The 21,801-nt window shown below is 61.4% G+C and carries 22 protein-coding genes; 15 read left to right on the top strand and 7 right to left on the bottom strand.

What is annotated here, in order from left to right; translation table 11 throughout:
* Nucleotides 1-25 precede the first annotated feature (25 nt).
* The 4 genes from A9D15_RS12115 to A9D15_RS12130 all read right to left on the bottom strand — a co-directional run bounded on the left by A9D15_RS12115 (nucleotide 26) and on the right by A9D15_RS12130 (nucleotide 3,303).
* Nucleotides 26-466: a nuclear transport factor 2 family protein gene (locus A9D15_RS12115; RefSeq protein ID WP_066766070.1), complete on the bottom strand. Its 441-nt coding sequence runs from the start codon at nucleotides 464-466 to the stop codon at nucleotides 26-28.
* Nucleotides 467-479: 13 nt separating this feature from the next.
* A complete protein-coding gene (locus tag A9D15_RS12120; protein ID WP_066765368.1) occupies nucleotides 480-1,169 on the bottom strand; it encodes an SDR family NAD(P)-dependent oxidoreductase in 690 nt (229 codons plus the stop codon).
* A gap of 1 nt (nucleotide 1,170) precedes the next feature.
* The gene (locus A9D15_RS12125; protein ID WP_066765369.1) at nucleotides 1,171-2,517 is read right to left on the bottom strand and encodes an aromatic ring-hydroxylating oxygenase subunit alpha; all 1,347 of its coding nucleotides are present in this window, start codon (nucleotides 2,515-2,517) and stop codon (nucleotides 1,171-1,173) included.
* A gap of 102 nt (nucleotides 2,518-2,619) precedes the next feature.
* Entirely contained in the window at nucleotides 2,620-3,303 is a 684-nt protein-coding gene (locus tag A9D15_RS12130) for a TetR/AcrR family transcriptional regulator (protein ID WP_066765373.1), read from the bottom strand.
* 169 nt (nucleotides 3,304-3,472) lie between these two features.
* Between A9D15_RS12130 and A9D15_RS12135 the strand changes: the two genes are divergently transcribed.
* The 10 genes from A9D15_RS12135 (at nucleotide 3,473) to A9D15_RS12180 (ending at nucleotide 14,190) form a co-directional block, all read left to right on the top strand.
* Complete coding sequence (locus A9D15_RS12135) at nucleotides 3,473-5,761, top strand: TonB-dependent receptor (protein ID WP_082924496.1); 2,289 nt, start codon at nucleotides 3,473-3,475, stop codon at nucleotides 5,759-5,761.
* A gap of 141 nt (nucleotides 5,762-5,902) precedes the next feature.
* Entirely contained in the window at nucleotides 5,903-7,126 is a 1,224-nt protein-coding gene (locus tag A9D15_RS12140) for a cytochrome P450 (RefSeq protein ID WP_229660268.1), read from the top strand.
* Complete coding sequence (locus tag A9D15_RS12145) at nucleotides 7,126-7,662, top strand: nuclear transport factor 2 family protein (protein WP_229660267.1); 537 nt, start codon at nucleotides 7,126-7,128, stop codon at nucleotides 7,660-7,662. The genes A9D15_RS12140 and A9D15_RS12145 overlap by 1 nt, the downstream gene beginning before the upstream one ends.
* Before the next feature lie 26 nt (nucleotides 7,663-7,688).
* Nucleotides 7,689-9,038: an aromatic ring-hydroxylating oxygenase subunit alpha gene (locus A9D15_RS12150; RefSeq protein WP_066765376.1), complete on the top strand. Its 1,350-nt coding sequence runs from the start codon at nucleotides 7,689-7,691 to the stop codon at nucleotides 9,036-9,038.
* 7 nt (nucleotides 9,039-9,045) lie between these two features.
* Nucleotides 9,046-9,468, top strand: a complete 423-nt coding sequence (locus A9D15_RS12155; RefSeq protein ID WP_066765377.1) for a nuclear transport factor 2 family protein — start codon at nucleotides 9,046-9,048, stop codon at nucleotides 9,466-9,468.
* A 40-nt stretch (nucleotides 9,469-9,508) separates the two neighbouring features.
* Nucleotides 9,509-9,958: a nuclear transport factor 2 family protein gene (locus tag A9D15_RS12160; RefSeq protein ID WP_066765379.1), complete on the top strand. Its 450-nt coding sequence runs from the start codon at nucleotides 9,509-9,511 to the stop codon at nucleotides 9,956-9,958.
* A gap of 32 nt (nucleotides 9,959-9,990) precedes the next feature.
* Nucleotides 9,991-11,337, top strand: a complete 1,347-nt coding sequence (locus A9D15_RS12165) for an aromatic ring-hydroxylating oxygenase subunit alpha (RefSeq protein ID WP_066765381.1) — start codon at nucleotides 9,991-9,993, stop codon at nucleotides 11,335-11,337.
* Nucleotides 11,338-11,361: 24 nt separating this feature from the next.
* The gene (locus A9D15_RS12170; protein WP_066765383.1) at nucleotides 11,362-11,958 is read left to right on the top strand and encodes a TetR/AcrR family transcriptional regulator; all 597 of its coding nucleotides are present in this window, start codon (nucleotides 11,362-11,364) and stop codon (nucleotides 11,956-11,958) included.
* 79 nt (nucleotides 11,959-12,037) lie between these two features.
* A complete protein-coding gene (locus A9D15_RS12175; protein WP_066765385.1) occupies nucleotides 12,038-13,768 on the top strand; it encodes an FAD-dependent oxidoreductase in 1,731 nt (576 codons plus the stop codon).
* On the top strand, nucleotides 13,765-14,190 hold the full coding sequence (locus A9D15_RS12180) for a hypothetical protein (RefSeq protein ID WP_244881978.1): 426 nt from the start codon (nucleotides 13,765-13,767) through the stop codon (nucleotides 14,188-14,190). The genes A9D15_RS12175 and A9D15_RS12180 overlap by 4 nt, the downstream gene beginning before the upstream one ends.
* 18 nt (nucleotides 14,191-14,208) lie before the next feature.
* Here A9D15_RS12180 and A9D15_RS12185 read toward each other — a convergent pair whose 3' ends face one another.
* Genes A9D15_RS12185 through A9D15_RS12195 form a run of 3 tightly spaced genes read right to left on the bottom strand, consistent with a single transcriptional unit; the run spans nucleotide 14,209 to nucleotide 16,593 of the window.
* Entirely contained in the window at nucleotides 14,209-14,988 is a 780-nt protein-coding gene (locus A9D15_RS12185; RefSeq protein WP_066765386.1) for an SDR family NAD(P)-dependent oxidoreductase, read from the bottom strand.
* A gap of 19 nt (nucleotides 14,989-15,007) precedes the next feature.
* A complete protein-coding gene (locus A9D15_RS12190) occupies nucleotides 15,008-15,814 on the bottom strand; it encodes an SDR family NAD(P)-dependent oxidoreductase (protein WP_066765388.1) in 807 nt (268 codons plus the stop codon).
* Nucleotides 15,811-16,593 carry an SDR family NAD(P)-dependent oxidoreductase gene (locus tag A9D15_RS12195; RefSeq protein ID WP_066765389.1) on the bottom strand — a complete coding sequence of 261 codons (783 nt, stop codon included), beginning with the start codon at nucleotides 16,591-16,593 and terminating at the stop codon, nucleotides 15,811-15,813. Before A9D15_RS12195 ends, A9D15_RS12190 begins: the two co-directional genes overlap by 4 nt.
* Before the next feature lie 159 nt (nucleotides 16,594-16,752).
* Between A9D15_RS12195 and A9D15_RS12200 the strand changes: the two genes are divergently transcribed.
* The 5 genes from A9D15_RS12200 to A9D15_RS12220 all read left to right on the top strand — a co-directional run bounded on the left by A9D15_RS12200 (nucleotide 16,753) and on the right by A9D15_RS12220 (nucleotide 21,637).
* Complete coding sequence (locus tag A9D15_RS12200) at nucleotides 16,753-18,171, top strand: aromatic ring-hydroxylating oxygenase subunit alpha (RefSeq protein WP_066765390.1); 1,419 nt, start codon at nucleotides 16,753-16,755, stop codon at nucleotides 18,169-18,171.
* Nucleotides 18,171-18,965 (top strand): ThuA domain-containing protein, encoded by a 795-nt coding sequence (locus A9D15_RS12205; protein ID WP_066765394.1) that lies wholly within the window; start codon nucleotides 18,171-18,173, stop codon nucleotides 18,963-18,965. The genes A9D15_RS12200 and A9D15_RS12205 overlap by 1 nt, the downstream gene beginning before the upstream one ends.
* Nucleotides 18,966-19,063: 98 nt before the next feature.
* A complete protein-coding gene (locus A9D15_RS12210) occupies nucleotides 19,064-19,762 on the top strand; it encodes an endonuclease/exonuclease/phosphatase family protein (protein ID WP_066766074.1) in 699 nt (232 codons plus the stop codon).
* A gap of 187 nt (nucleotides 19,763-19,949) precedes the next feature.
* The gene (locus A9D15_RS12215) at nucleotides 19,950-20,288 is read left to right on the top strand and encodes a P-II family nitrogen regulator (protein ID WP_066765395.1); all 339 of its coding nucleotides are present in this window, start codon (nucleotides 19,950-19,952) and stop codon (nucleotides 20,286-20,288) included.
* A gap of 17 nt (nucleotides 20,289-20,305) precedes the next feature.
* Entirely contained in the window at nucleotides 20,306-21,637 is a 1,332-nt protein-coding gene (locus A9D15_RS12220) for an ammonium transporter (RefSeq protein ID WP_229660266.1), read from the top strand.
* The last annotated feature ends 164 nt before the right edge of the window (nucleotides 21,638-21,801 follow it).

A 21,801-nucleotide genomic window follows, 5' to 3' on the forward strand; every position in this document is an offset into this window, starting at 1 on the left:
CGCCCGCAAGGGCCGTGTTGCCGGATCAGTCCCGGCGTTCGTGGAAGATGCGGTATTCGCGGCGGGTAAAGACCCATTTGCCGTCGATCTTCGCCAGTTCGTCCTCATAATGACCGTTGGTGTGGACGGTCTCTCCCGTTTCGGGATGCTGGTAGATCTCGATCGTGAAGGTCGTGGCGATCGCTTTGTCCCCGTCGACCTCTATCCGGCCTGGATTGGCGAGATAGACCATCGGACGGGTCATGTCGTCGAGGCCATAGACCTCCATCGACCCGACCCATGCGTCGACAATCGCCTTTTTGCCCTCAAACCCGCCAAGGTCGGGGTATTCGGGCAGCGCCCAGTAGGCGTCGTCCGCCCAGGTTGCGGCCCAGACTTCGGCGTCCTTGGTCATGACGCCGTAGGCGTACGTCTCCATCACCTCGCGGATCGCGATGCGATCCTCGAGCGGTCCGGTAAATGCCATCGTCAGATCCTCCTCAAAGCGGGTGCAGCTCGCCATTCCATTTGAAGAAGCCGCCGCTGTCTTCCACGGTCAGGCGATCGGTGAGCGCCGTGATGCCCGCGACGCTTTCTTCGGTGGTGATGTCGGCATCGGGCCCACCCATGTCGGTCTTCACCCAGCCGGGGTGCAGCGAGATGAGCGAGATACCACGCTCCTTCAGGTCGATCGCCATCGAACGCGTCAGGGCGACGAGTCCAGCCTTGGTCGCGACGTAGACGTAGAACCCGCCATAGGGCCAGGTCGATGCGGCAAGCTGGCTCGAGAAATTGATGACCTTCGAACCTTCGCCCATCCTGGGCAGAAACGCCTTGGTGATGGCGAACGGGGCCTTGAGCATCACGTCGATGGCAAGGTCCCATGCGTCCCAGTCGGTGTCGCCTTCCAGCTCTCCGCTGATGGGGCCGGTGACGCCCGCGACGTTGTAGAGCACGTCGACGCTGTCGCACGGAACCGCGTCTGCGGCTGCCGGGATGCCGGCGATGTCGGCCGCGTCCAGCATGTGCACGCTGACTGCGCCGTCCGATCCTTCGGCAAGCGCCGAGAGGTCTTCCGACTTTGCCGTATCGCGCACGAGGGCAAAGACACGGTCGCCGCGTTCTGCGTGGGTGCGCGCCAGTTCGAGGCCGATGCCGCGACCGGCACCGGTGATGATTACATTAGCCATATCAGGGCCTTCTCCCTTCGATCCAATCGTTCAAAACTTCGTGGAAGAACCGGATGCGTGTCTCCTGATCAGAGAGATAGGCATCCGTGTAACCACGTGAATGCATACCGGCCTGCATGTTCTCGGCCAGTTCCATGTCCTGGTACACGATCTGTCCGGCCAGTTCCGGAATGCCGCGGCCGCCGTCGAACACGCGGTGCTCGCACTCGGCCACTTCCTTGAGCGGCTTGCGCCCGGCCATGATCGATTCCACCTCGGTTTGCCCTTCGACGGGGAAGGCCATGCACCACAGGTCGAAATAGCACTTTTCCGGATCGGTGGCGTGCGGTTCGGAGCGGAAGAAGACCAGGTTGTCCGGCAGGAAGCTGATCGTCACGTTCGGGAACATGACCGTGTGCGGGCTGTCGGTGATCTCTTCGTCGTCCATCTTTTCGTAATGGACATAACCCTTCTCGCGCCACAGCTTCTGCTTGGCCGCCTTGAGGTCCTTCCAGCCCTGCATGGCGAACTCTTCGTAGCTTTCGTACTTCGCGGGATCGATGTCCCACTTGGCAAGCTCTGCTTCGAACATGGCATTGCCGCCGCCTTCGGGACGATCGGAGAGCGAGGGGCGCATGGGTTGAACCGTGCGGCCATGGCCCTTGGACCACATTTCATGGCGCGCGGAATCGACGTCCTGGTCGATCCATGGCGGAACCTGCGGGTGGGCGGTGCGGGTGTGATAGCTTTCCGAGAAGTTGTCGGTAACGAACTTCCAGTTGGCGTTGATCTCGATCCGGTACCACGCGACGCGCACGGCGGTATCCATCGGGTAATTGCGATAAAGCGCAGGCATTGGCTCAAGGAAGTCGGCGAGCGATACCCCGTCCGGATCCATCGAATACCACACGAACCCGCCCCAGGTGTCGCAGCGCAGCTCGTTCAGGCCGATCTTGCCGCAGGGGTTGCCTTGGCTGAAATCGACATCGGCGTCCTGCGCGTGGATCAGCTTGCCGTCGAGGCCGTAGCGCCAGCCGTGATAGGGGCAGTGGAAAGCGTCGACCGAGCTGGAATCGTCGACCATGCGCATGCCGCGGTGGGCGCAGGAATTGTAGAAGGCACGCACCGATCCGTCTTCCTGGCGGACGGCGATCACCGATTCCTTCATGAAGTTGTGAACGAGGAAGTCGCCCGCTTCGGGGATGTCTGCGGTCCGTCCGGCGATGTGCCAGATCTTGGTCCACATGTGATCCCATTCCTTCTGCGCGAACTCGTCAGAGAAATAGCGGTCACCGGTAATCTTGTCGCCGCGCAGGTTCGAAGGGTCGCGCCCGTCCATAGGGGGCGGAACGGCAGTCTGCGTATTCATCAGGCTTCTCCCAAATGAAGCTTGTCTTGCCGTCAAGGGTGCGCTCGTGCCGGGCGCCTCTCAACTATTACATGCAATAGAAAACAGGTCGATCGACCTGTTTTATCGTTTTGCTGCCTCGGCTAATCGCATGACAATCCCGATCAGTTCGTTCTGAATCATGCGAACGCGGTCTTCGCCGATGGTCGATCCGTTAATCAGCAGACCCAGTTGCACCGCCTGCGTGAAGTCGCTGGCCAGCCGCATCAGTTCAGGTGCGTTGCGCCATTGGGGGAAGGCGTGGTCCATCTCTTCCAGCCACACTTCGTCATAAAGCTTGGCGGCCGGGTCGAAGGCTTCGGCCAGTTCTGGGTCGTTGCGGGCGGCGACGGCCAGACGAAGGTAGGCTTCGAACTCACGGCTTTGTACCGAGTGCCAGTGCAATTCTACAGCGATTACATGGGGTTGCAGTTCTGCATCGGCATTATCGATGACTTTCAGGCGCGCTACGAAATCATCAAGAAAGTAGCGCATGCGACTGTAGAAGACATGCTCGATCATCCCGCGGACCAGCGCGATGCGGTTGGGGAAATGGTGATGCATCGCCCCGCGCGAGACCCCTGCGCGCCGGGCCACGTCGTTTGTGGAAAGCCCCGCGTATCCGCTCTCGACCAGACTGTCGACGGCGGCGTCGAGAATCGATTCCCGCGTCAGCGAGCTTTTGCGCTGCTGCCAGCGGTCGAAATCCTCCGGCCCCCCGTTCGGGCGGATCTTGCGAAGCGCCAAGTCTCTACGTGCAACTACCATCGGTCCAGCTACTCTTCCGGGCATCCTGACGGCACCCTATCACTTCATTCAGTAGTACATTTCGATCACTTCCGACACAAAAACCGACAAGGTTGCCGGTTAACGGTGACTCGGGCCACAATTGCCCGCCCGCGAAAAGTAACCGGCGGGTATGAGGGAGGGAGAGGATATGACTAAGGTTCACAGGTATCTTGTAAGTGGTGCGATCGGTGCGCTGGCCATGTCGGCGGCCCCCGCCTTCGCACAGGACGATACGACCGGGCAGCCCGCATCGGGCCTCAACGAAATCGTCGTCACCGCGCAGAAGACTGCCGAATCGATCCAGGACGTGCCGATTTCGATCACCGCTGTCGGGGGTGAACGCCTGTCCGACATGCAGGTGACGACGCTTCAGGCCCTTCAGGGCAGCGTCCCCAACGTACAGATCGACAACTTTGCCAATACGCCGAACAACGCGGTCTTCACGATCCGTGGCATCGGCGTGATCGAGCCGGACCCTTACGCCGGTAACACGGTGTCGATCGTGGTCGACGGCGTGCCGCAGTTCTTCTCGATGGGCGCACTGCTCGACACTTACGACGTCCAGCGCGTCGAAATCCTGCGCGGTCCGCAGGGCACTCTGTTCGGCGCCAACACGACGGGCGGCGTCGTCAACGTGGTCACCAACCAGCCCAAGGGCGAGTTTGGCGGCTACGTGAAGGCCGTTTACGGCAACTGGAACCGTTTCGACGTTTCCGGCGCGCTCGAAGTGCCGATTGCCGAGGATGTGGCATCGTTCAAGATCGCGGGCATCCACACCGAGCGCGATGGCTGGGTCACGAACGTCTATGACGGTTCGGACATGGGTTCGAAGAACGTCGACGCGATCCGTGGTCAGCTTTACCTGACCCCTTCGCCCGACCTGTCTATCACGCTTCAGGGCGAATATGTCGGCGCCCGCAACGGTGCTCCGATCGTCGTCAACGGCGGTCTGCCGGGCGAAGCTAACTACGTACCAGAGGGTTCGTTCTGGAACGGTGCGGAACTGCCCCAGTACGCAAGCCCCTGTGCGGTGGCGGGTTCGCCCTGCGTTGCGCCGGACAAGTTCTTCTCGGGCAACAACGAAGTGCCCGACACCTCGAACATCGATACCTACTTCGGCATCGCCACGATCGAATTGGCCAACACGGCCATCGGCGACATCACGTCGATCACCGGGTACAAGGAATTCACGCAGTTCGAATATACCGACCAGGATGGCACGGCGAAGACGAACAATTCCACCCGCCGCAGGACAAAGGGCTGGCAGCTGAGCGAAGAACTTCGCACCGCGTTCGAGAGCGGCATCATCTCGGGCGTCGCGGGCGTCTTCTTCATGAAGACCAACTACAATCACTACCAGATGTATCACCTGGACTTCGCGCTTCCGGGCCTGATTCAGTATAACGAACAGGACCAGACGACCGAGAGCTACTCGGCCTTCTTGCAGACCTATGCGCAAGTCACCGACCGCCTGAAGCTGCAGGCCGGCATCCGCTTCACGCATGACAAGATCGACGCGCGTTCCACGCTCGACACCGGCCTTGGCAGCGAGGCGCTGACCTCGCCGGACTGGGACAAGTTTGACGTGCTTTTCCCGGGCAGCCTCGACGTTGGCGGCAAGGAAAGCTGGGACAATGTGGGTTGGAAGCTCGGTCTCGACTATGAACTTGGCGACGATGCACTGGCCTATGCCAGCTGGTCGCGCGGCTTCAAGTCGGGCGGTTTCACGGGCCGTATCGGTGTCGCCGCCGACGGTGATACGCCCTACGATCCGGAAGAAGTCGATACGTTCGAAATCGGCCTGAAGGCTGACTTCTTCGATCGCACGATCCGTACGAACTTCGCGGCGTTCTACACCAACTACCGCGACATGCAGCTGGCCCAGATCTACTTCGATCCGGACACCAACGTGCAGGGCAACCGCATCCTCAATGCCGCGAAGTCCGAGATCAAGGGCTTTGAGCTGGAAATGCAGGCCGTGCCGACCTACGGGCTCACGCTGCGCAGCGCATTGTCGTACCTCGATGCGAAGTACAAGGATTTCGACTACTTCGATCCGGTGTCGACGACGGTCTTCGACCTGACGGGTTTCCGCCTGCAGAACGCGCCTGAATGGCAGGCGATGCTGGGCGTCAACTACGACTACGAAATGAACAACGGTTCGCGGATCGTGGCCGACGTTTCGTGGATGTACACGTCGAAGAAGTACTACACCGCGATCGTGAACACGCCGCGTTCAACGGTGCAGCCGACCTACCTTGTCGATGCGCTGCTGACTTACCACGCACCGGACGGCCAGTGGTCCGCCGGTCTGTGGGGCAAGAACCTTCTCGACAAGCGGTACATCTCCACCGTCTACGACTCGCCCGGCTACATGGGCATCGTGGGCTATGCGCCGCCGCGCCAGTACGGTGCGTCGCTGCAGTACAACTTCTGATCCGGCGGGAGGCGGTGCCGCATTCTCGCGGCATCGCCTCCGTCCGGCGCAATTTACGGGACGAAAGGGGGCTGACATGATCGACTGCGCACAAGCATCGACCGCCTTTGAAGTTCGGCGCGCGAAAAGATCAGGAGAAGGATGATGGCGACACTCGCCGAAATGGACATTCCCGCACATGTCGACCCCACCCGTGTGGTCGATATCGACGTTTACGCGCCCGAGGGACTTGCCGCCGACTATCACGCAGCATGGGCTCGCGTGCAGGCGGACAATCCCGAAATCGTCTGGACCCCTCGCAACGAAGGGCACTGGATCGCGTTGGGAGGCGAGGCGCTGGCCGAAGTGCAGTCGGACTGGGAACGCTTCAGTAGTCGCGTGATTGTTCTGCCGAAATCGATGGGGGAACATCACCAGCTTCTGCCCACCACGATCGATCCGCCCGAGCATCGCCCCTATCGCAAGCTTCTGAATGAGAACCTGACGCCTTCTGCCATTCGCGGGCTCAAGGAATCGATCCGCGAGGCATCGGTCCACCTGATCGAGAAAGTGCGAGAGCAGGGCCACTGCAATTTCACCGAAAGCTACGCTCAAGTCTTTCCGCTTCACATTTTTCTGAGGCTGCTCGGCGTGCCGCTTAGCGATGCCGACCATATCCGGCATCTTGCTCTTTGCATGACGAACCAGGGCATGGACCTGGATTTCGAACAGGCCCGCGAGCAGTTCTATGCCTATGCAGACCCGCTTGTGCGGGAACGCATGGCCAACCCGCGCGAAGACATGTTGAGCCGCCTCCTCACCGCTGGTGTCGAGGAGGATGGCGTGCGCCGCGAAATCCGGCATGACGAGGCGCTTGCCCTTGTCGTTCAGGTGTTGATCGCCGGTGTCGACACGGTCGGAAATTTTCTCGGTTTCGCGATGCTGGCGCTTGCCCGCTCGCCTGAGCTGAAGGCCGAGATCCAGTCCTATCCGGGCGGCACTCTGGCTGCCACGAACGAACTTTTCCGCAGGTTCGGGATCGTCGCTATCGCGCGCGAAGTCCGCCATGACATGGAATTTCGCGGTGTCGCGATGAAGGCGGGGGACATGGTTTCGATCCCCACGGTGGTTCACGGGATCGACCCGACGGTCAATGCGGACCCGCTCAAGATCGACTTGCAACGCAAGCGGCCCGTGCATTCCACGTTCGGAAGCGGCGCGCACATGTGCCCCGGTCAGGAACTGGCCCGTGCCGAAGCTGCGATCACGATCGAGGAATGGCTGAAGCGGATCCCCGATTTCCGCGTCGCACCGGACAGCGATCTTACCAACGAAACGGGCATCGTCGCGAGCGTGCGCCGCCTTTGCCTTGAATGGGACGTTTGATGGCGACGACCGCATTCGACCTCGAAGCGGAAATCCGCGACCTTGCCGCACGGCGCGACATTGCCGATGCGACGCACCGCTACATGCGCGGACTGGACCGGTTCGACCGCGACCTGCTGCTCAGCGCCTTTCACGCCGACGCGCATATCGATTGCGGTTTGATGAAGGGCGATCCGGACGCCTTTGCAGACTTCGCGTTCGGCTTCCTCGGCGACATGAACGGCACGCACCATATGCTGGGTCAGATCCGCATCGAGATGACCGGTGCTGACAGCGCGCAGGGCGAGTGCTATTTTCAGGCATTCCACGATGTCAGCGACGAAGCGGGGCAGGCGCGCGACCTGTTCATTTCCGGGCGCTATATCGATGAGTATACATGCAGGAATGGCGAGTGGCGCATTGCGAAGCGCGCACTCATAACCGACTGGGTTACCGACCATCCCGGCAGCCGCGCCTTCTTTACCGACAATCCCCAGGCGGGTCGCGGACACAGGTACGGCGCCGATTTCAGTCAGACGCGAAACTGGTCGGCTTAACACACACGCAAGAGAGGCATTTCACCATGAACGTACAGTCAGGCGCAGCCCGTTATTCGGCCGAATTCGACCAGCCCGTGCGCGGCGACATGATCACCGCCGATCGCTACACCTCGCGTGAGTGGATGGAGGGCGAGTACGAAAAGCTCTGGCCCAGCGTATGGCACCTTGGCGGCATGCTTGCCGACCTCGAGGAAGAGGGCGATGTAATCCGCCACAACTTCGGCCGCGAATCCATCATCATGATCAAACAGGCCGACGGGTCGGTAAAGGCGTTCTACAACGTCTGCCCGCACCGCGGTAACCGTCTTGTCCTCGGCGATATCGCGTCGACCCCGCGCATCACTTGCGGCTATCACGGCTGGCAGTTCGATGCCTCGGGCACGCTTGTCGACGTGCAGGACCCCGACGATTTCCCCGGTGGCAACCCCTGCGGCAAGGTCCACCTGACCGAAATCCAGTGCGCGACCTGGGGCCCCTTCGTGTTTTGGGCTATGAACGACGATGTCGCTCCGCTGGAAGAATGGCTCGCCCCGTTCCCCGAGCGCCTCAAGGGTTACAACCTTGAAAACTGGGTGCGCGTGCTGAACCTGTCGGCGGACTGCGAGTTCAACTGGAAGATCATCCGCGACAATTTCAACGAGAGCTACCACCTCCCGACGATCCACCCCGAACTGGCGACCTTTATCAACGACGGCCTGCCGACCACGCTGTTCGAGATGTACGAGAACGGCCACAACTCGATGTGGATGATCGGTCACCAGGCCACCAGCCGCAAGGACTACGTCAGCGGCGACGTGCCGCCGGGTCTCTACGAGGCGGCCGAGGCATGGGGCATTGATCCCAAGGAATATCGGGGTCGCACTCAGGAAGTGCGTCAGGCGGTGATCGAGGCCAAGCGCAAGCACGGCGCAGAGCGTGGCTACGACTATTCGGAAATGACCGACCAGCAGCTCGTCGATTATTTCCACTGCACGCTTTTCCCCAACCTCACCATCACGATGAGCCCGGAACAGTGCCAGATTCTGCGCACTGAGCCGCACCCCACGGACCCTGCCAAGTGCGTCTTCCAGCACTGGTGCCTCTATCCGCCGGTGAAGGGCATGAAGGAAGTCGTCACGCCCGTCGGCAACGCTCCGCTCAAGCATGATGCGATCCAGCGCCACTCGGTCTACGGCGATGGCGTCTCGCTCGGCTTTGTGGCCGATCAGGATCTGTCGATCGGCACGACGCAGCAGCAGGGCCTCAATTCGCGTGGTTTCAAGGGTTGCATGCTGACCTATCAGGAAAAGCGCATCCAGCGTTTCCATGAACTGCTTAACGACGTCGTGCTCGGCCACCCGACCGAACAGGCGCCGAACGCGGGCGAGGAGTAATCCGGTCATGGCAACGAACATGCCCGAAGACGTCTTCAAGGCGCTCTGTAACCTGATGACTGAATATACCTACGGGGTCGACGCGATCGCCGACCCCGAGAACGTGGTCGACCTATTTACCGACGATGTCGTGATCGACTTTTCCGATGTCGCGTTCCCGAAGATGGAGGGCAAGGACGCGGTTCGCGCCTTTTATACGGGCCTGACGGAGAACATGACTCACGAATTCCACATGCCTGCCAATTTCCGGGCGGAAAGCTGGGACGGAACGGTTGGTGCTATCACCGCCTACGTGATGGGAATGGGACGGGCGAAGGACGGCACGGCGATCAGCGTGAAAGTCCGATATCGCATGGAATGCGTCGAAGTGGATGGCGCGTGGAAGTGCCGTCACTTCTCGCTGAAGAACATGATGCCGCTGCCGGCCTGATCGGTTTCAATCCGCCAGCAAGCGAAGAAGAGGAATTTCGATGCCCCAGATGCCCGTAGACGTCCGTACCGCGATCGAGCGGCTCATGATCGAGTATTGCTACAACGTCGATGCGCTCGAGAACATGGACCGTTTCCTGTCAGTCTTTACCGACGATTGCGTTGCGGACCTTTCGGCCATCGGCCTGCCGCTGATGCACGGTCACGACGGGCTTCGCGGGTTTTTCGAGCCGGTCTTTGCCGATATGACCCATCACTTCCACTTCATCAGCAATTTCCGCGAGGAAAGCTGGGAGGGGACGGTCGGTACGATGACCGCTTATGTCATCGGCATGGGTGCTGCGAAGGACGGCAACACCGTCGAGGTGCAGGTCAAGTACCGCATGGAATGCGTGCAGGACGACAGCGGCGCATGGAAGTGCCGCCATTACACCATCACGCCGATGATGCCGATGCCCGGCTCGCTCGACGAGATTCACGGGGACCGCTGACCACCGCCTGCAGGTCTGAAGGAGAAACGACCATGGCTACCGTTCTCGACAAGCCCTCGGGCAAGCCCGGTTATCCCACGCATCCCGATGCCGAAGTGCCGGCAGCGCGCGGCGATAAAATCACCGGCGATCGTTACTGGTCCAAGGAATTTGCTGACCGCGAATGGCAGCACATGTGGAAGAAGATCTGGCACGTCGGCGGGCGCACCGCCCAGCTTGAAGAGGCCGGCGACTTCATCGTCCACGAGTTCATGCATGAATCGGTCCTGATGGTCCGTCAGGAAGACGGGTCCATCAAAGCGTTCCTCAACGTGTGTCAGCACCGCGGCAACCTGCTGGTGAATACCAGCGAGGGCGGCGTGATGAGCCATTTCGTGTGCCCCTACCACAACTGGAAATGGCGTCTCGACGGCGTGCTGGACCAGGTGCAGGACCCCGAGGATTTCCCGCAGGGCGATCCATGCGGCAAGTTGAAGCTGCATGAGCTGAAGTGCGATACCTGGGGCGGGTTCATCTTCTTCAGCTTCAACCCCGATCCGGTGCCGTTGCTCGACTATCTCGACCCGGTGCCGACGCTTTTGGGCAATCGCGATCTGGACGAATGGACCCGCGTCGTGTGGCGCCGCCTGCGCGTCAACACTAACTGGAAGTTCGCGTCCGACAACTTCAACGAGGCCTATCACATTCCGGCCGTCCACCCGCAGTTCGAGCCGATGATCGACGATCACTACTCGACCTCGGTCTTCGAGATGTACCCGACCGGCCACAACCGTATGATCGAGAAGCTGCAACCGTCCTCGCGCTATGAAGACGCGCAGCAAATGAAGCCGCTCTGGGCCGAAGTCCTGAAGGAATGGGACATTAACCCCGACGACTTCGACGGTCGCGCGCAGGAAGGCCGCGTCGCGTTGCAGGAAGCACGCCGCCGTCTGGGGCCGGAACGTGGCTATCATTACTTCGACAAGTTCACCGACGATGAACTGACCGACCAGATGCACCATACGCTGTTTCCGAATCTGACGCTGACGGGAACGCCGGAAGGCCTGCACGTTTTCCGCACCGAACCGGACAAGGACGACCCGAACTGGTCGACCTTCGACTACTGGTATCTTGTGCCGAAGGTCGAAGGCGCAAAGGAAGTGGCGACGCTTTATGGTATGCGCCCCTACAAGGAAGCCGAGTTCGAGAGCGACAGCTATGCCGACTACGAAGCGGACATTCCGCAAGGCGACTTCCTGACGCAGGACCTGTCCCTTGCCGTCACACAGCAGCGCGGCCTTCGTTCGATGGGATTTACCGATGCCTATCTTGCGAACCAGGAGACTCGCGTCCGCCGGTTCCACGAGGTAATCAACGATTATCTGGAAGGACGGCGCTGAGGCGCATCGAGGAGTAGGTACCGAATGCCCGCTATCGTCGATCACGACAAACGACGCGAACAGGTTGCATCCGTCGCGTACGATCTCGTGGCCGAGATGGGCATCGAGGCTGTTACTTTCCGACAGGTCGCGGGGGCGGCGGGTTCGTCGACCGCGATCGTGTCGAACTATTTCGAGAACAAGGGCCACCTGCTGCATGAAGTCTATCGCATCGCCAACCGGCGGGTGATGGACCGGCTGCAGGTGGCATTCGAACAGGATGAAGACCTTGTGGACTGTCTCTCGGTCGTCCTGCCGGTGACCGAGGATAATCGCCGGACATGGCACGTCTGGCTGGCGTTCTGGGGCAGGGCGCACTGCGACGAAGCATACCGCGCCGAAACCGCGCGCAACGCGGGTGAGAGCCTGGCCCTGTATCGAAGGATGCTTGCGCGCCGTTACCGCCTCGACGAGCAGGTAGACAATCCACAAATCGAGAGTCTGGCACGGCGTCTGATCTCTACTGTCGGCGGCGTCGCGCTACAATGCGTGCTAGCTCCCGACGACTGGCCGCTTTCGCGACTGCGCGAGATAATAGCGGCCGAGATCGCGATCCTCGATGCGGAGTTTGCGCAGGGCTGACCTGCATTTAATGACAGTCGTCATTTTTAACGCCTGATGGCAGTCTTTCCCCGTAAGAAGAAAGGCTGGGACTGGATCGATGGCGAAATCGAATGGACTGAGCCGCCGGCGGATGCTGGCAGGAAGCGGCGCTGCAGCAGTCGTGGCAACGACCGCGGCGTGCAGCCGCGGGCCCAGCGCGGGCAGCGAGACCTGGGACGAGACTTGCGACGTCCTGTGCGTGGGCAGTGGCGCGGCCGGGGGTACTGCGGCCGTGACGGCATCGGCGGCCGGCGCGAAAGTGCTGGTGCTCGAAAAGATGTCCATCCCTGGCGGCACGACCGCCAAGTCGGGCGGCGTGACCTGGATATTCAATCACTTCCTGCTGAAAGAGCAGGGGATCGAGGACAAGAAGGATGACGCGCTGCGATATGCTGTACGCTACGGCTTCGCGCGCGAGTACGATCCGGCCAGTCCGACGCTCGGCCTCGACGAGACGCGCTATCGCACGCTCGAGGCGTTCTACGATCACGGCAGCGACGCGATCGACCACTTGCGCGAACTGGGCGCGGTGCAGTTCAAGCAGTTCCGCATGTTCTTTGTCGACAAGCCCGCGCCCGACTATGCCGACCACTTGCCCGAGAACAAGGTGCCGACAGGCCGCGCGCTGGAGCCTTCGGTCGGCTCCGGCTCGACAGAGGGCGGCGGCAGCCTTGCGCGTCAGCTTGGCGCCTATCTGGAAAAGCAGAAAGTACCGGTCATGCTGGACACGGCCGTCACGAAGATCGTCAAGGACAGCGATGGCCGCGTAGTCGGCGTAGAGGCGGAGCGCGGCGGCGAAAAGCTGCGTATCAGGGCCGAAAAGGGCGTCGTATTTGGCACCGGCGGTTATTCGCATAACGTCGATTTGTGCAACATCCACCAGCCTGCAGTTTATGGCTCGTGCTCGTTGCCCGGATCGACCGGCGACTTCATCGCGCTGGCGCAGGAAGCAGGCGCGAAGATGGGCAGCATGGGACTGGGCTGGCGTAGCCAGGTCGTGCTGGGCGAAGCGCTGGCATCGCGCGCGGTCGGCCTTGGCGCATTCGTACTGCCCGGCGATTCCATGATCCTTGTGAACAAGTACGGGGACCGCGTCGTCAACGAAAAGCGCGACTACAACGACCGCACGCAGGCCCACTTCCCTTATGATCCGGGGCACGAGGAATATCCCAATCACCTGATGTTCATGCTGTTCGACGCGCGCTCGATCGACGCGTTCGGCGGTGCCTTCCCGTTCCCGGTAGAAGAGAAGGAGCAGCCGCACCTGCTGAAGGCGGATAGCTGGGACGCGCTTGCAGGGAAGATCTCGGCCCAGCTTGCGGGCTGGTCGGGCAAGTCGGGCGGTGTCGCGCTTGCAAATGACTGGGGCGCGAAAGTTCGCCAGACGGTCGCCCGATACAACGGGTTCGCCAAGGCTGGCGTCGATGCCGATTTCGGGCGGGGCAAGTATCTCTACGACCGCGAGTGGCATTTGCTGTTTTCCGCTCGCCGTCAGGGCACCACCCAGCCGGACAACCCCTATCCGAACATCACGATGCATCCCCTTGCCGATAACGGCCCCTATTACGCGATCGTTCTGGCGCCGGGCACGCTCGATACTGCAGGTGGGCCGCAGATCAACGCCAACGCGCAAGTGCTAGGCGCAGACGGGGAGCCGATCGAGGGGCTTTACGCGGCGGGCAACTGCATCTCCGCACCGACGGGGCAGGCTTATCTCGGGGCAGGGGGCACGATCGGTCCTGCGGTCACCTTCGGCTACATCGCCGGCAAGCACGCGGTGGAGGCATGAGTGTGAAGAGCAACCTGACGATCATGTCGCTTCTTCTGCTGGCCGGATGTTCCGGTGGTTCCGAAGAGGCCACTGCTCCGGTGGAAGAGATGGCGACACCTTCGTTGTTTGCCGAGAAAGTCGCGCCAACGTTGCAGGCGCAATGCGCGACCTGCCATCTGACGGGGCAGGAACAGGGCAATATCTCGCTCGTGCCGGCAAAGGCGATCGAGAGCCTTGTTGGCGTCCCGTCACAGGAAGCACCCGATATCCTGCGGGTAAAGGCTGGCGATCCGGATGCGTCCTATCTCGTCATGAAGATCGAGGGGACGCATCTGGACCACGGAGGCAACGGCGTACGAATGCCGTTTGGTGCCGCGCCGCTGACGGATCAGCAGATCGCCGACATCCGCCAGTGGATTGCAGAGGGCGCGAAGCCCTGATGCCCGGGACGGGCGGGATCAGACCTGGCTGAACCCGCCGTCCATGACCAGCTCGTCGCAGGTCATGAAGCTCGATGCTTCAGAGGCGAGGAAGACGACACCGCCCGCCATTTCGCCTGGGCGGCCCATCCGGCCGATGGGGTGGTTGGCCTTGATGCCTGCAATCGCGGTGTCGACATCGGGAACTGCGCCCAGTTCGACATAGCGTTCCATGATGCTGCTGAGCATCGGAGTGTCGATCCCGCCGGGATGGACGCTGTTCACGCGGATGTTGTAGCCGAGCGCGGCGAACTCTGCGCCCATGCACTTGCTCAGCATCTTCACCGCCGCTTTGCTGGTGCAATAGGCTGCGTTGAAAGCCGCGCCGCGAAGGCCGCCAACGCTGGAGAAGTTAATGATCGAAGCACCCCCTTCGCGCGCCTTGCCACCTTCTTTAAGCAGCGGAAGCAGGACTTGCGCGCTAAGCACCACGGCATCTACGTTCACCGCGTTGACGCGGTGGAAATCGGACAGCGGCGTGTCTTCCAGCTTTGTCACGATGGAAATGCCGGCATTGTTCACCAGCGCGTCCAACCGACCGTAAGTCTCGGAAATGAAGGCGCCGATCTCGTCCCAGTCGTCCTCGCGCGTTACGTCGTGCTGGAAGTAGTGATCGGCTCCGCCATGATCTCCGCCATCGGCGATGTCGGTGGCGATCACGGTCGCGCCCGCGGCCTTCATGGCCTTCACGATTTCGCGCCCGATACCGCCGGTTGCCCCCGTCACGAGGGCGATGCAGTTTTCCAATGCTATCGTCATGTACCCCTCCTCAAATAGGTCAGCGTGAGATGTAGCCGCCGTCGACGACCAGTTCCGAACCGGTCATATAGCTCGATGCCTCTGTCGCGAGGAACGCGACCGCGTCCCCGATCTCGTCAGGATCGGCGAGCCGGTTGACCGGCGTGGAGGCCGCGACCTGGTCCTTCAGGTCCTGTGCCTTCTCCGCGACCCCGCGCGAGACCATCCGCTCGAACCCTTCGTCGAGCAGCGGCGTCTGCACGAAGCCGGGATGCACCGAGTTCGCACGGATCGGCACACCATAGGCGGCGAATTCGACGGCGCAGGCCTTGGTGAACAGGCGGATCGCGCCCTTCGACGTGCAATACGCCGCGCTTTCGGGGAAGGCGACGAAGCCCATGATCGAACTGACGTTGATGATGGAAGAGCCGCCCTTGCGGTCCTTTCCGCTCTTTTCCATCAGCGCGAAGCTGTGCTTCACACCAAGGAAGGCGCCGTCGCTGTTCACGGCCTGGACCTTGCGCCAAAGCTCGAGGCTCATGTCCTGGATGCGGCCCGTGCCGTCGATGCCGGCATTGTTGACGAGCACGTCGAGACGTCCGTCAGCAGCCTCGATCTTGGCGATCGCGTCGATCCATGACTGTTCCTCGGTGACGTTGAGCTGGACATATGCCGCCCCGCCACCGATCGATCCCAGTGCTTTTGCCACGGCATCGTCGCTTTCTGACGTAAGATCGCCGATCCAGACTTTCGCGCCCTTGGCGGCCAGTTTCTCTGCGGCTGCGAGACCGATCCCGCGAACGCCGCCGGTGACGAGCGCGACGCGTCCTGCGAGTTCTTCGCTCATACGCCCGACATCCCTGCGGTGGTTGCTCCGTCGATGGTATATTCCCCGCCCGAGATGAACGCTGCCTCGTCCGATCCGAGGAAGGCGACCAGGGAGGCCACTTCATCTACGCTTGCCATGCGCTTTAGCGGCGCCATGCCTTCGTACATTGCGCGCGCCGCTGCCGGGTCTTCCTGAGAGTTCATGATGTTGAGGATCAGGTCGGTCTCGACCACACCGGGCAGGATCGCATTGACGCGGATCTTGTAGCCGGCGAGTCCGCAGTAGTTTGCGGCCGACTTCGCCAGCGCCACGACAGCGGCCTTGGTGACCGAATAGCCCATATAGTTGCCCATCGCCCGGTGGGCGTTCATCGAACTGTTGATGATGACCGATCCGGTCGGACCGCCGGGGTTGTCCTTCATGATGCGGATGGCGTTCTGACACGTCAGCATCGCGCCGGTCTGGTTGACTTCCACGATGAAGTTCCAGCCTTCGAGCGTGATGTTCTCGACGCTGCCGTCATTCTTTTCGGTACCGGCATTGGCGAATGCGATGTCGAGGCGGCCGAAATCCTTGCGGATTTTCGCCGACAGCTCTTCCCATCCCTGTGCGTCCTGCACCCGGTGCGAGAAAAAGGTTGCGCCGGTTTCCTCGCAAAGCGGGCGTGCCGCTTCCTCGCGCGAACCGGTGAAGATGACCTTGGCGCCTTCGGCAGCCAGCCGCCTTACGGCGCCCGCACCGATACCCGCCGTGCCGCCCGTTACGAGCGCCACTTTGCCTGAAAGCCTGTCGGACATTATCCTGCTCCAATCTTATCCGTAGGCTTCAGATTTGGCCGACTGGCCGCGGATGGCAACCTATGACTTCGGCAAGGTGACGCACGCTTTGCCAATGGCCAAGGTAAGGCAAATTCCGGAGATTTCGTCCGGCTCACAAGAACCTAGAGGATCGAAGGCATGTCCGACATCGATGTCACCGAAAAGTTCGGCGAGGACCGCAGCGAAGGCATCAGCTGGAACGAGCTGATGGAGCGCGATTCCCGTCCCGCGCCGGACATCTTGACCGAAGAATCATACGAGTACCGCGGCTCCGACCCGATCCCGGTAGAGCGCTACACGAGCGAGGAATTCGCGAAGAAAGAGCGCGAGCGCATGTGGCCCTATGTCTGGCAGTTCTGCGCCCGCGAGGAAGAGCTGAACGAGCCTGGCGATTTCGTCGTCTATGAAAACGCAGGCCGCAGCTATCTCGTCGTGCGCCAAGACGACGGTTCGATCCGCGCCATGCACAACGTGTGCCTTCACCGCGGCCGCAAGCTGCGCACCGAGGACGGTTCGGCCGACAAGTTCACCTGCCCGTTCCACGCCTTCACTTGGAACAAGGACGGCACGTTCAACCATGCACCGTGCCAGTGGGATTTCCCGCACCTCGAAAAGAAGAACATGGACCTGCCCGACGCCGAAGTGGCGACGTGGCAGGGTTATGTCTTCCTTCGCGAGGAAAAGGGCGGGCCGAGCCTCGAGGAATATCTCGCGCCGCTGCCCGACCACTTCAAGCGCTGGCGCCACGATGAATGTGCGACCGTGATGCACGTTGCCAAGGAAGTGCCTGCCAACTGGAAGGTCGTGATGGAAGCCTTCATGGAAGCTTGGCACACGATCGTCACGCACCCGCAGCTCCTGCCGTTCACGGGCGATTCCAACTCGGCCTACCGGACGTGGGGCGACAATATCAACGTGAACCTCGTGCCCTTCGGCATCATGAGCCCGCACATCCAGGAAGGGCAGGGCGAGCAGTGGATTGTTGACGAGTTCATCAAGTACAACGGTCGCAGCTCGGACAACTACGAGAGCGCGGGCGACCCGATGGCGATCGCCGTTCCCGAAGGCAAGACCGCGCGTGAAGCTTTGGGCGACAAGATGCGCGAGGTTTATACCGAGACCACGGGCTACGACCATTCGGATGCGACCGACGCCGAAGTGCTCGACGCGCTGGTCTACAACGTCTTCCCGAACTTCGCGCCGTGGGGCGGGTTCATGCCGAACATCGTCTACAGCTGGTTCCCCGGCAAGACGCCAGACACCTGCGTCATGGACGTTCGCATTCTTGCCCGTTTCAAAAAGGGCGATCCCCGTCCGGCCGCCGCGCCGCGCAAGTTCCTCACCCTCGACCAGAAGTGGACCGAGGCGCCCGAACTCGGCATTCTCGGTGACGTGTTCGAGCAGGACATGGACAACCTCCCCTTCGTTCAGGAAGGCCTCCACGCCTCGAAGACCGGCGAGGTCCAGTTGGGCAACTATCAGGAAATCCGCATCCGCCAGTTCCAGGATACCATGATGAAATACCTCAATGGTGAACTCGGAGGCTCGAAGGCCTGATGGACAAGATCGACCACGGACCCGACCCGCTCGCCGAGTTTTCTGCCAAGAACCATCCGGATCGCATCGACTGCGTTCTGATCGCGGGCGGTGTCTGGCACGATATAGATTTCGCGCGTCTGGAACTTCTGAAGCTTCTGGCAGAGGACCCGCGCGTTCGCACCCGCGTGTTCGAGGATTTCGAAAACCTCGATGCGATCCGGGACGCCGACATCCTCATCAGCTACACCTGTAACGTTGTCCCTTCGGACGCGGCGCAGGAAACGCTGCGCGACTGGATCGAGGCTGGCGGGCGCTACTACGCGCTGCACGGCACGAACTCGATTCTGAAGCTGATGGACGACGGTCTGTTCCACGCTCCGCGTGAAGCGCAGTTGTTCATGGACGTGCTGGGCAGCCAGTTCATCACCCACCCGCCGATCGCGCCCTATAGGGTTACGGTCGCGGACCCGGATCACGAACTGGTCACCGGGGTCGAGCCTTTCGAGACGACGGACGAGCTCTACCACCTCGAAACGCACGGCGACCTTCATGTCCTGCTGGAGACCGAGTGCACCGAGGAAGGTACCGGCTTTGCCGAGGCTGCGGACGCACTTGGCGTACACCCCGTCATGTACATCAAGGAGCGGGGCAAGGGCGCGGTCCTCTACAATACCCTCGGCCATTGCCGCGGGCACTACGACCTCCAGCCGCTGGCCGACTGGTGGCCGACGGTCGATCGCTGCGCATGGGAGCTGCCGGTCTATTACGACCTGCTTCGCCGCGGCATCGGCTGGATAAAACGCCGCGACTAGGCGCGGGGCGCACGAATTCTGGAAGCGGTCTGCAAGGGCTGCTACGCAAAAGGCTTCGGGGCATGAACCCGAAGCCTTTTTCGTTCGTTGTCAGGTCGATGCAGCTCAAATTTGCCAGCTACAACATTCACAAGGCCGTAGGGCTGGACCGCAGGCGCGATCCCGATCGCATACTGTCGGTCCTGCATGAGCTCGATGCCGACGTGATCGCGCTTCAGGAATGCGACCGCCGTTTTGGCCGGCGGGAAAGCGTGCTGCCAAGGGCGCGCATCGAGGATTCTCCCTATCGTCCGATTGCGCTGAGCATTCGGCCCGGCAGTCTCGGCTGGCACGGCAATACGTTCCTGCTTAAAAAGGAGATCAGCGTGGTCGAGACCGATCCGTTGATCCTGCCCACATTGGAGCCGCGCGGGGCCGTGCGCGTCGATATCGAACATGGTGGCAAGCGCGTCCGCGCAATCGGAATGCACCTCGACCTCTCAGGTTTTCGACGGCGTCACCAGGCAGAGGCCGTCCTTGCCCATCTTGACGATTGCAAGCATGACTGCCCGACTGTCGTCATGGGCGACACCAACGAATGGTCGAGCACAGGCGGCATGCTCCGCCTGTTCCGCGACCGCTGGCATTCGCCTGATTGCGGGCCCAGTTTTCCGACGCGCCGCCCGATCGCGCGGCTCGACCGGATCTTTGCCAGCCATCAGTGGGACATGGTCGACAGCGGGGTGCATCACAGCCTGCTGGCTTCTCGTGCGTCGGATCACCTGCCGGTATGGGCGACCCTGTCGCTCAAATCCTGAGCGCGCACTTGCACAAAATTTAAGCAGGTTCGTTCGCATGCACGGAATCCGTGCGCTAATGTGAACAGAAGGTTACTGCGTCGATTCCGCCGAAAACCGCCGATTATTGCGCTTGCAGCATTTTGGCACGCCCCTTGCAGTACCACTGGCACCGGCAGACGGGCCGGGAGGCAATAAGGGGGCTGAGATGAAATTCATCATCGCCATCATCAAGCCGTTCAAGCTGGACGAAGTACGCGAGGCACTTGGCTCGCTGGGCGTCGCGGGCATGACGGTGACCGAGGTTAAGGGTTTCGGGCGTCAGAAGGGGCAGACCGAGATCTACCGCGGTGCGGAATACTCCACGAACATGCTGCCCAAGGTGAAGATCGAGATTGCCGCAAGCGACGCGCTTGCTCCGCAGATCATCGAATCCATCCAGCAGACTGCCAGCACCGAAGCCATCGGCGACGGCAAGATCTTCGTGCTCGACCTTGCCAGCGCCGTGCGTATCCGCACCGGCGAATCTGGCGACACCGCGCTCTGATACGAAGGGGATTCCCAATGGATCGTAACACCATCAAATGGGGCATGCGCGCGGTTGCTGCCGCTGCCCTGGTCGCGCCCGTCGCGGCTTTCGCACAGGATGAGGCCGTACCGGCTGCCGAAATGGTCGGCGGCGGCACCGCCTATATCCTGAACACCCTCCTGTTCCTCATCGGCGGTTTCCTCGTCATGTGGATGGCCGCGGGCTTCGCCATGCTCGAAGCCGGTTTGGTGCGTTCGAAGAACGTCTCGATGCAGTGCCTCAAGAACATCGCGCTCTACTCGATCGCGGGCATCATGTTCTGGGTCATCGGTTACGGCATCGCCTATCCGGGCGATTTCAACGGCTACTTCGCCTTCGGTTCGATCCCCTATGCCATGCAGGGCGTGGGTGAAGCCGACGTCGAAACCGGCTACTCGGTCGCTTCGGACTGGTTCTTCCAGATGGTCTTCTGCGCCACCACGGCCTCGATCGTCTCGGGCACGCTGGCCGAACGCATCAAGATCTGGCCGTTCCTGATCTTCACCGTGATCCTGACCGGCGTGATCTACCCGACCGTCGTCAGCTGGGAATGGGGCGGTGGCTTCCTTGACCAGATGGGCTTCTCCGACTTCGCGGGCTCGACTCTTGTCCACTCGACGGGCGGCTGGGCTGCGCTGACCGGTGCGATCATCCTCGGTGCCCGCATGGGTCGCTATGGCCCTGACGGCAAGGTCAACGTCTTCCCGGGCACGAACATCCCGCTTGCAACGCTGGGTACGTTCATCCTGTGGCTCGGCTGGTTCGGCTTCAACGGCGCTTCGCAGCTTGCCATGGGCACTGTCGGCGACGTTTCGGACGTGTCGAAGATCTTCGTGAACACCAACATGGCCGCCTGCGCCGGCGTTGTCGTCGCGATCATCCTGACGCAGATCCTGTACAAGAAGATCGACGTTACCATGGCGCTCAACGGCGCGCTGGCCGGCCTCGTCTCGATCACTGCCGAACCGCTCACTCCGTCAGTCCCGATGGCGCTGCTCATCGGTGGCATCGGCGGTGCGATCGTGGTCTTCGCGGTCCCGATGCTCGACAAGCTGAAGATCGACGACGTTGTCGGCGCGATCCCGGTTCACCTGATGGCCGGCATCTGGGGCACGCTGGCGGTCTGCCTGACCAACGGTGACGTTCCGTTCGTCGCGCAGATCACCGGCGTCATCGCCACCGGCGTCGTCGTCTCGATCCTGAGCGGCATCGTATGGTTCGTCCTCAAGCTCGTCATGGGCCTGCGCCCCTCGGCTGAAGACGAATTGCTTGGCCTCGACAAGGCCGAGGTCGGCGTCGAAGCCTACCCGGAATTCGTCAACGGCTGACGATTTTCGAACACCAGTTTTGGCGGGGTGGTTCCTCCTCTCCTCTCCCCACCCCGCCAATAACGACGTTCCATCCTGCGAACGTAACTCCAAGGGTCGGAAAGCCAGCCGCTTTCCGACCCTTTTTTTGCATTTGCGAAAGGATTGGCAGACACGCCGCTTGC

The sequence above is a fragment of the Croceicoccus pelagius genome (assembly GCF_001661915.1).
Classification (GTDB): domain Bacteria; phylum Pseudomonadota; class Alphaproteobacteria; order Sphingomonadales; family Sphingomonadaceae; genus Croceicoccus; species Croceicoccus pelagius.

Coding starts and splice junctions, on each gene's coding strand:
- A9D15_RS12145 (WP_229660267.1), top strand. CDS start 7,126: ATGGCGACGACCGCATTCGACCTCGAAGCGGAAATCCGCGACCTTGCC.
- A9D15_RS12155 (WP_066765377.1), top strand. CDS start 9,046: ATGGCAACGAACATGCCCGAAGACGTCTTCAAGGCGCTCTGTAACCTG.
- A9D15_RS12190 (WP_066765388.1), bottom strand. CDS start 15,814: ATGAGCGAAGAACTCGCAGGACGCGTCGCGCTCGTCACCGGCGGCGTT.
- A9D15_RS12210 (WP_066766074.1), top strand. CDS start 19,064: ATGCAGCTCAAATTTGCCAGCTACAACATTCACAAGGCCGTAGGGCTG.
- A9D15_RS12180 (WP_244881978.1), top strand. CDS start 13,765: ATGAGTGTGAAGAGCAACCTGACGATCATGTCGCTTCTTCTGCTGGCC.
- A9D15_RS12140 (WP_229660268.1), top strand. CDS start 5,903: ATGATGGCGACACTCGCCGAAATGGACATTCCCGCACATGTCGACCCC.
- A9D15_RS12115 (WP_066766070.1), bottom strand. CDS start 466: ATGGCATTTACCGGACCGCTCGAGGATCGCATCGCGATCCGCGAGGTG.
- A9D15_RS12185 (WP_066765386.1), bottom strand. CDS start 14,988: ATGACGATAGCATTGGAAAACTGCATCGCCCTCGTGACGGGGGCAACC.
- A9D15_RS12215 (WP_066765395.1), top strand. CDS start 19,950: ATGAAATTCATCATCGCCATCATCAAGCCGTTCAAGCTGGACGAAGTA.
- A9D15_RS12160 (WP_066765379.1), top strand. CDS start 9,509: ATGCCCCAGATGCCCGTAGACGTCCGTACCGCGATCGAGCGGCTCATG.
- A9D15_RS12200 (WP_066765390.1), top strand. CDS start 16,753: ATGTCCGACATCGATGTCACCGAAAAGTTCGGCGAGGACCGCAGCGAA.
- A9D15_RS12170 (WP_066765383.1), top strand. CDS start 11,362: ATGCCCGCTATCGTCGATCACGACAAACGACGCGAACAGGTTGCATCC.
- A9D15_RS12125 (WP_066765369.1), bottom strand. CDS start 2,517: ATGAATACGCAGACTGCCGTTCCGCCCCCTATGGACGGGCGCGACCCT.
- A9D15_RS12120 (WP_066765368.1), bottom strand. CDS start 1,169: ATGGCTAATGTAATCATCACCGGTGCCGGTCGCGGCATCGGCCTCGAA.
- A9D15_RS12195 (WP_066765389.1), bottom strand. CDS start 16,593: ATGTCCGACAGGCTTTCAGGCAAAGTGGCGCTCGTAACGGGCGGCACG.
- A9D15_RS12165 (WP_066765381.1), top strand. CDS start 9,991: ATGGCTACCGTTCTCGACAAGCCCTCGGGCAAGCCCGGTTATCCCACG.
- A9D15_RS12175 (WP_066765385.1), top strand. CDS start 12,038: ATGGCGAAATCGAATGGACTGAGCCGCCGGCGGATGCTGGCAGGAAGC.
- A9D15_RS12220 (WP_229660266.1), top strand. CDS start 20,306: ATGGATCGTAACACCATCAAATGGGGCATGCGCGCGGTTGCTGCCGCT.
- A9D15_RS12130 (WP_066765373.1), bottom strand. CDS start 3,303: ATGGTAGTTGCACGTAGAGACTTGGCGCTTCGCAAGATCCGCCCGAAC.
- A9D15_RS12205 (WP_066765394.1), top strand. CDS start 18,171: ATGGACAAGATCGACCACGGACCCGACCCGCTCGCCGAGTTTTCTGCC.
- A9D15_RS12135 (WP_082924496.1), top strand. CDS start 3,473: ATGACTAAGGTTCACAGGTATCTTGTAAGTGGTGCGATCGGTGCGCTG.
- A9D15_RS12150 (WP_066765376.1), top strand. CDS start 7,689: ATGAACGTACAGTCAGGCGCAGCCCGTTATTCGGCCGAATTCGACCAG.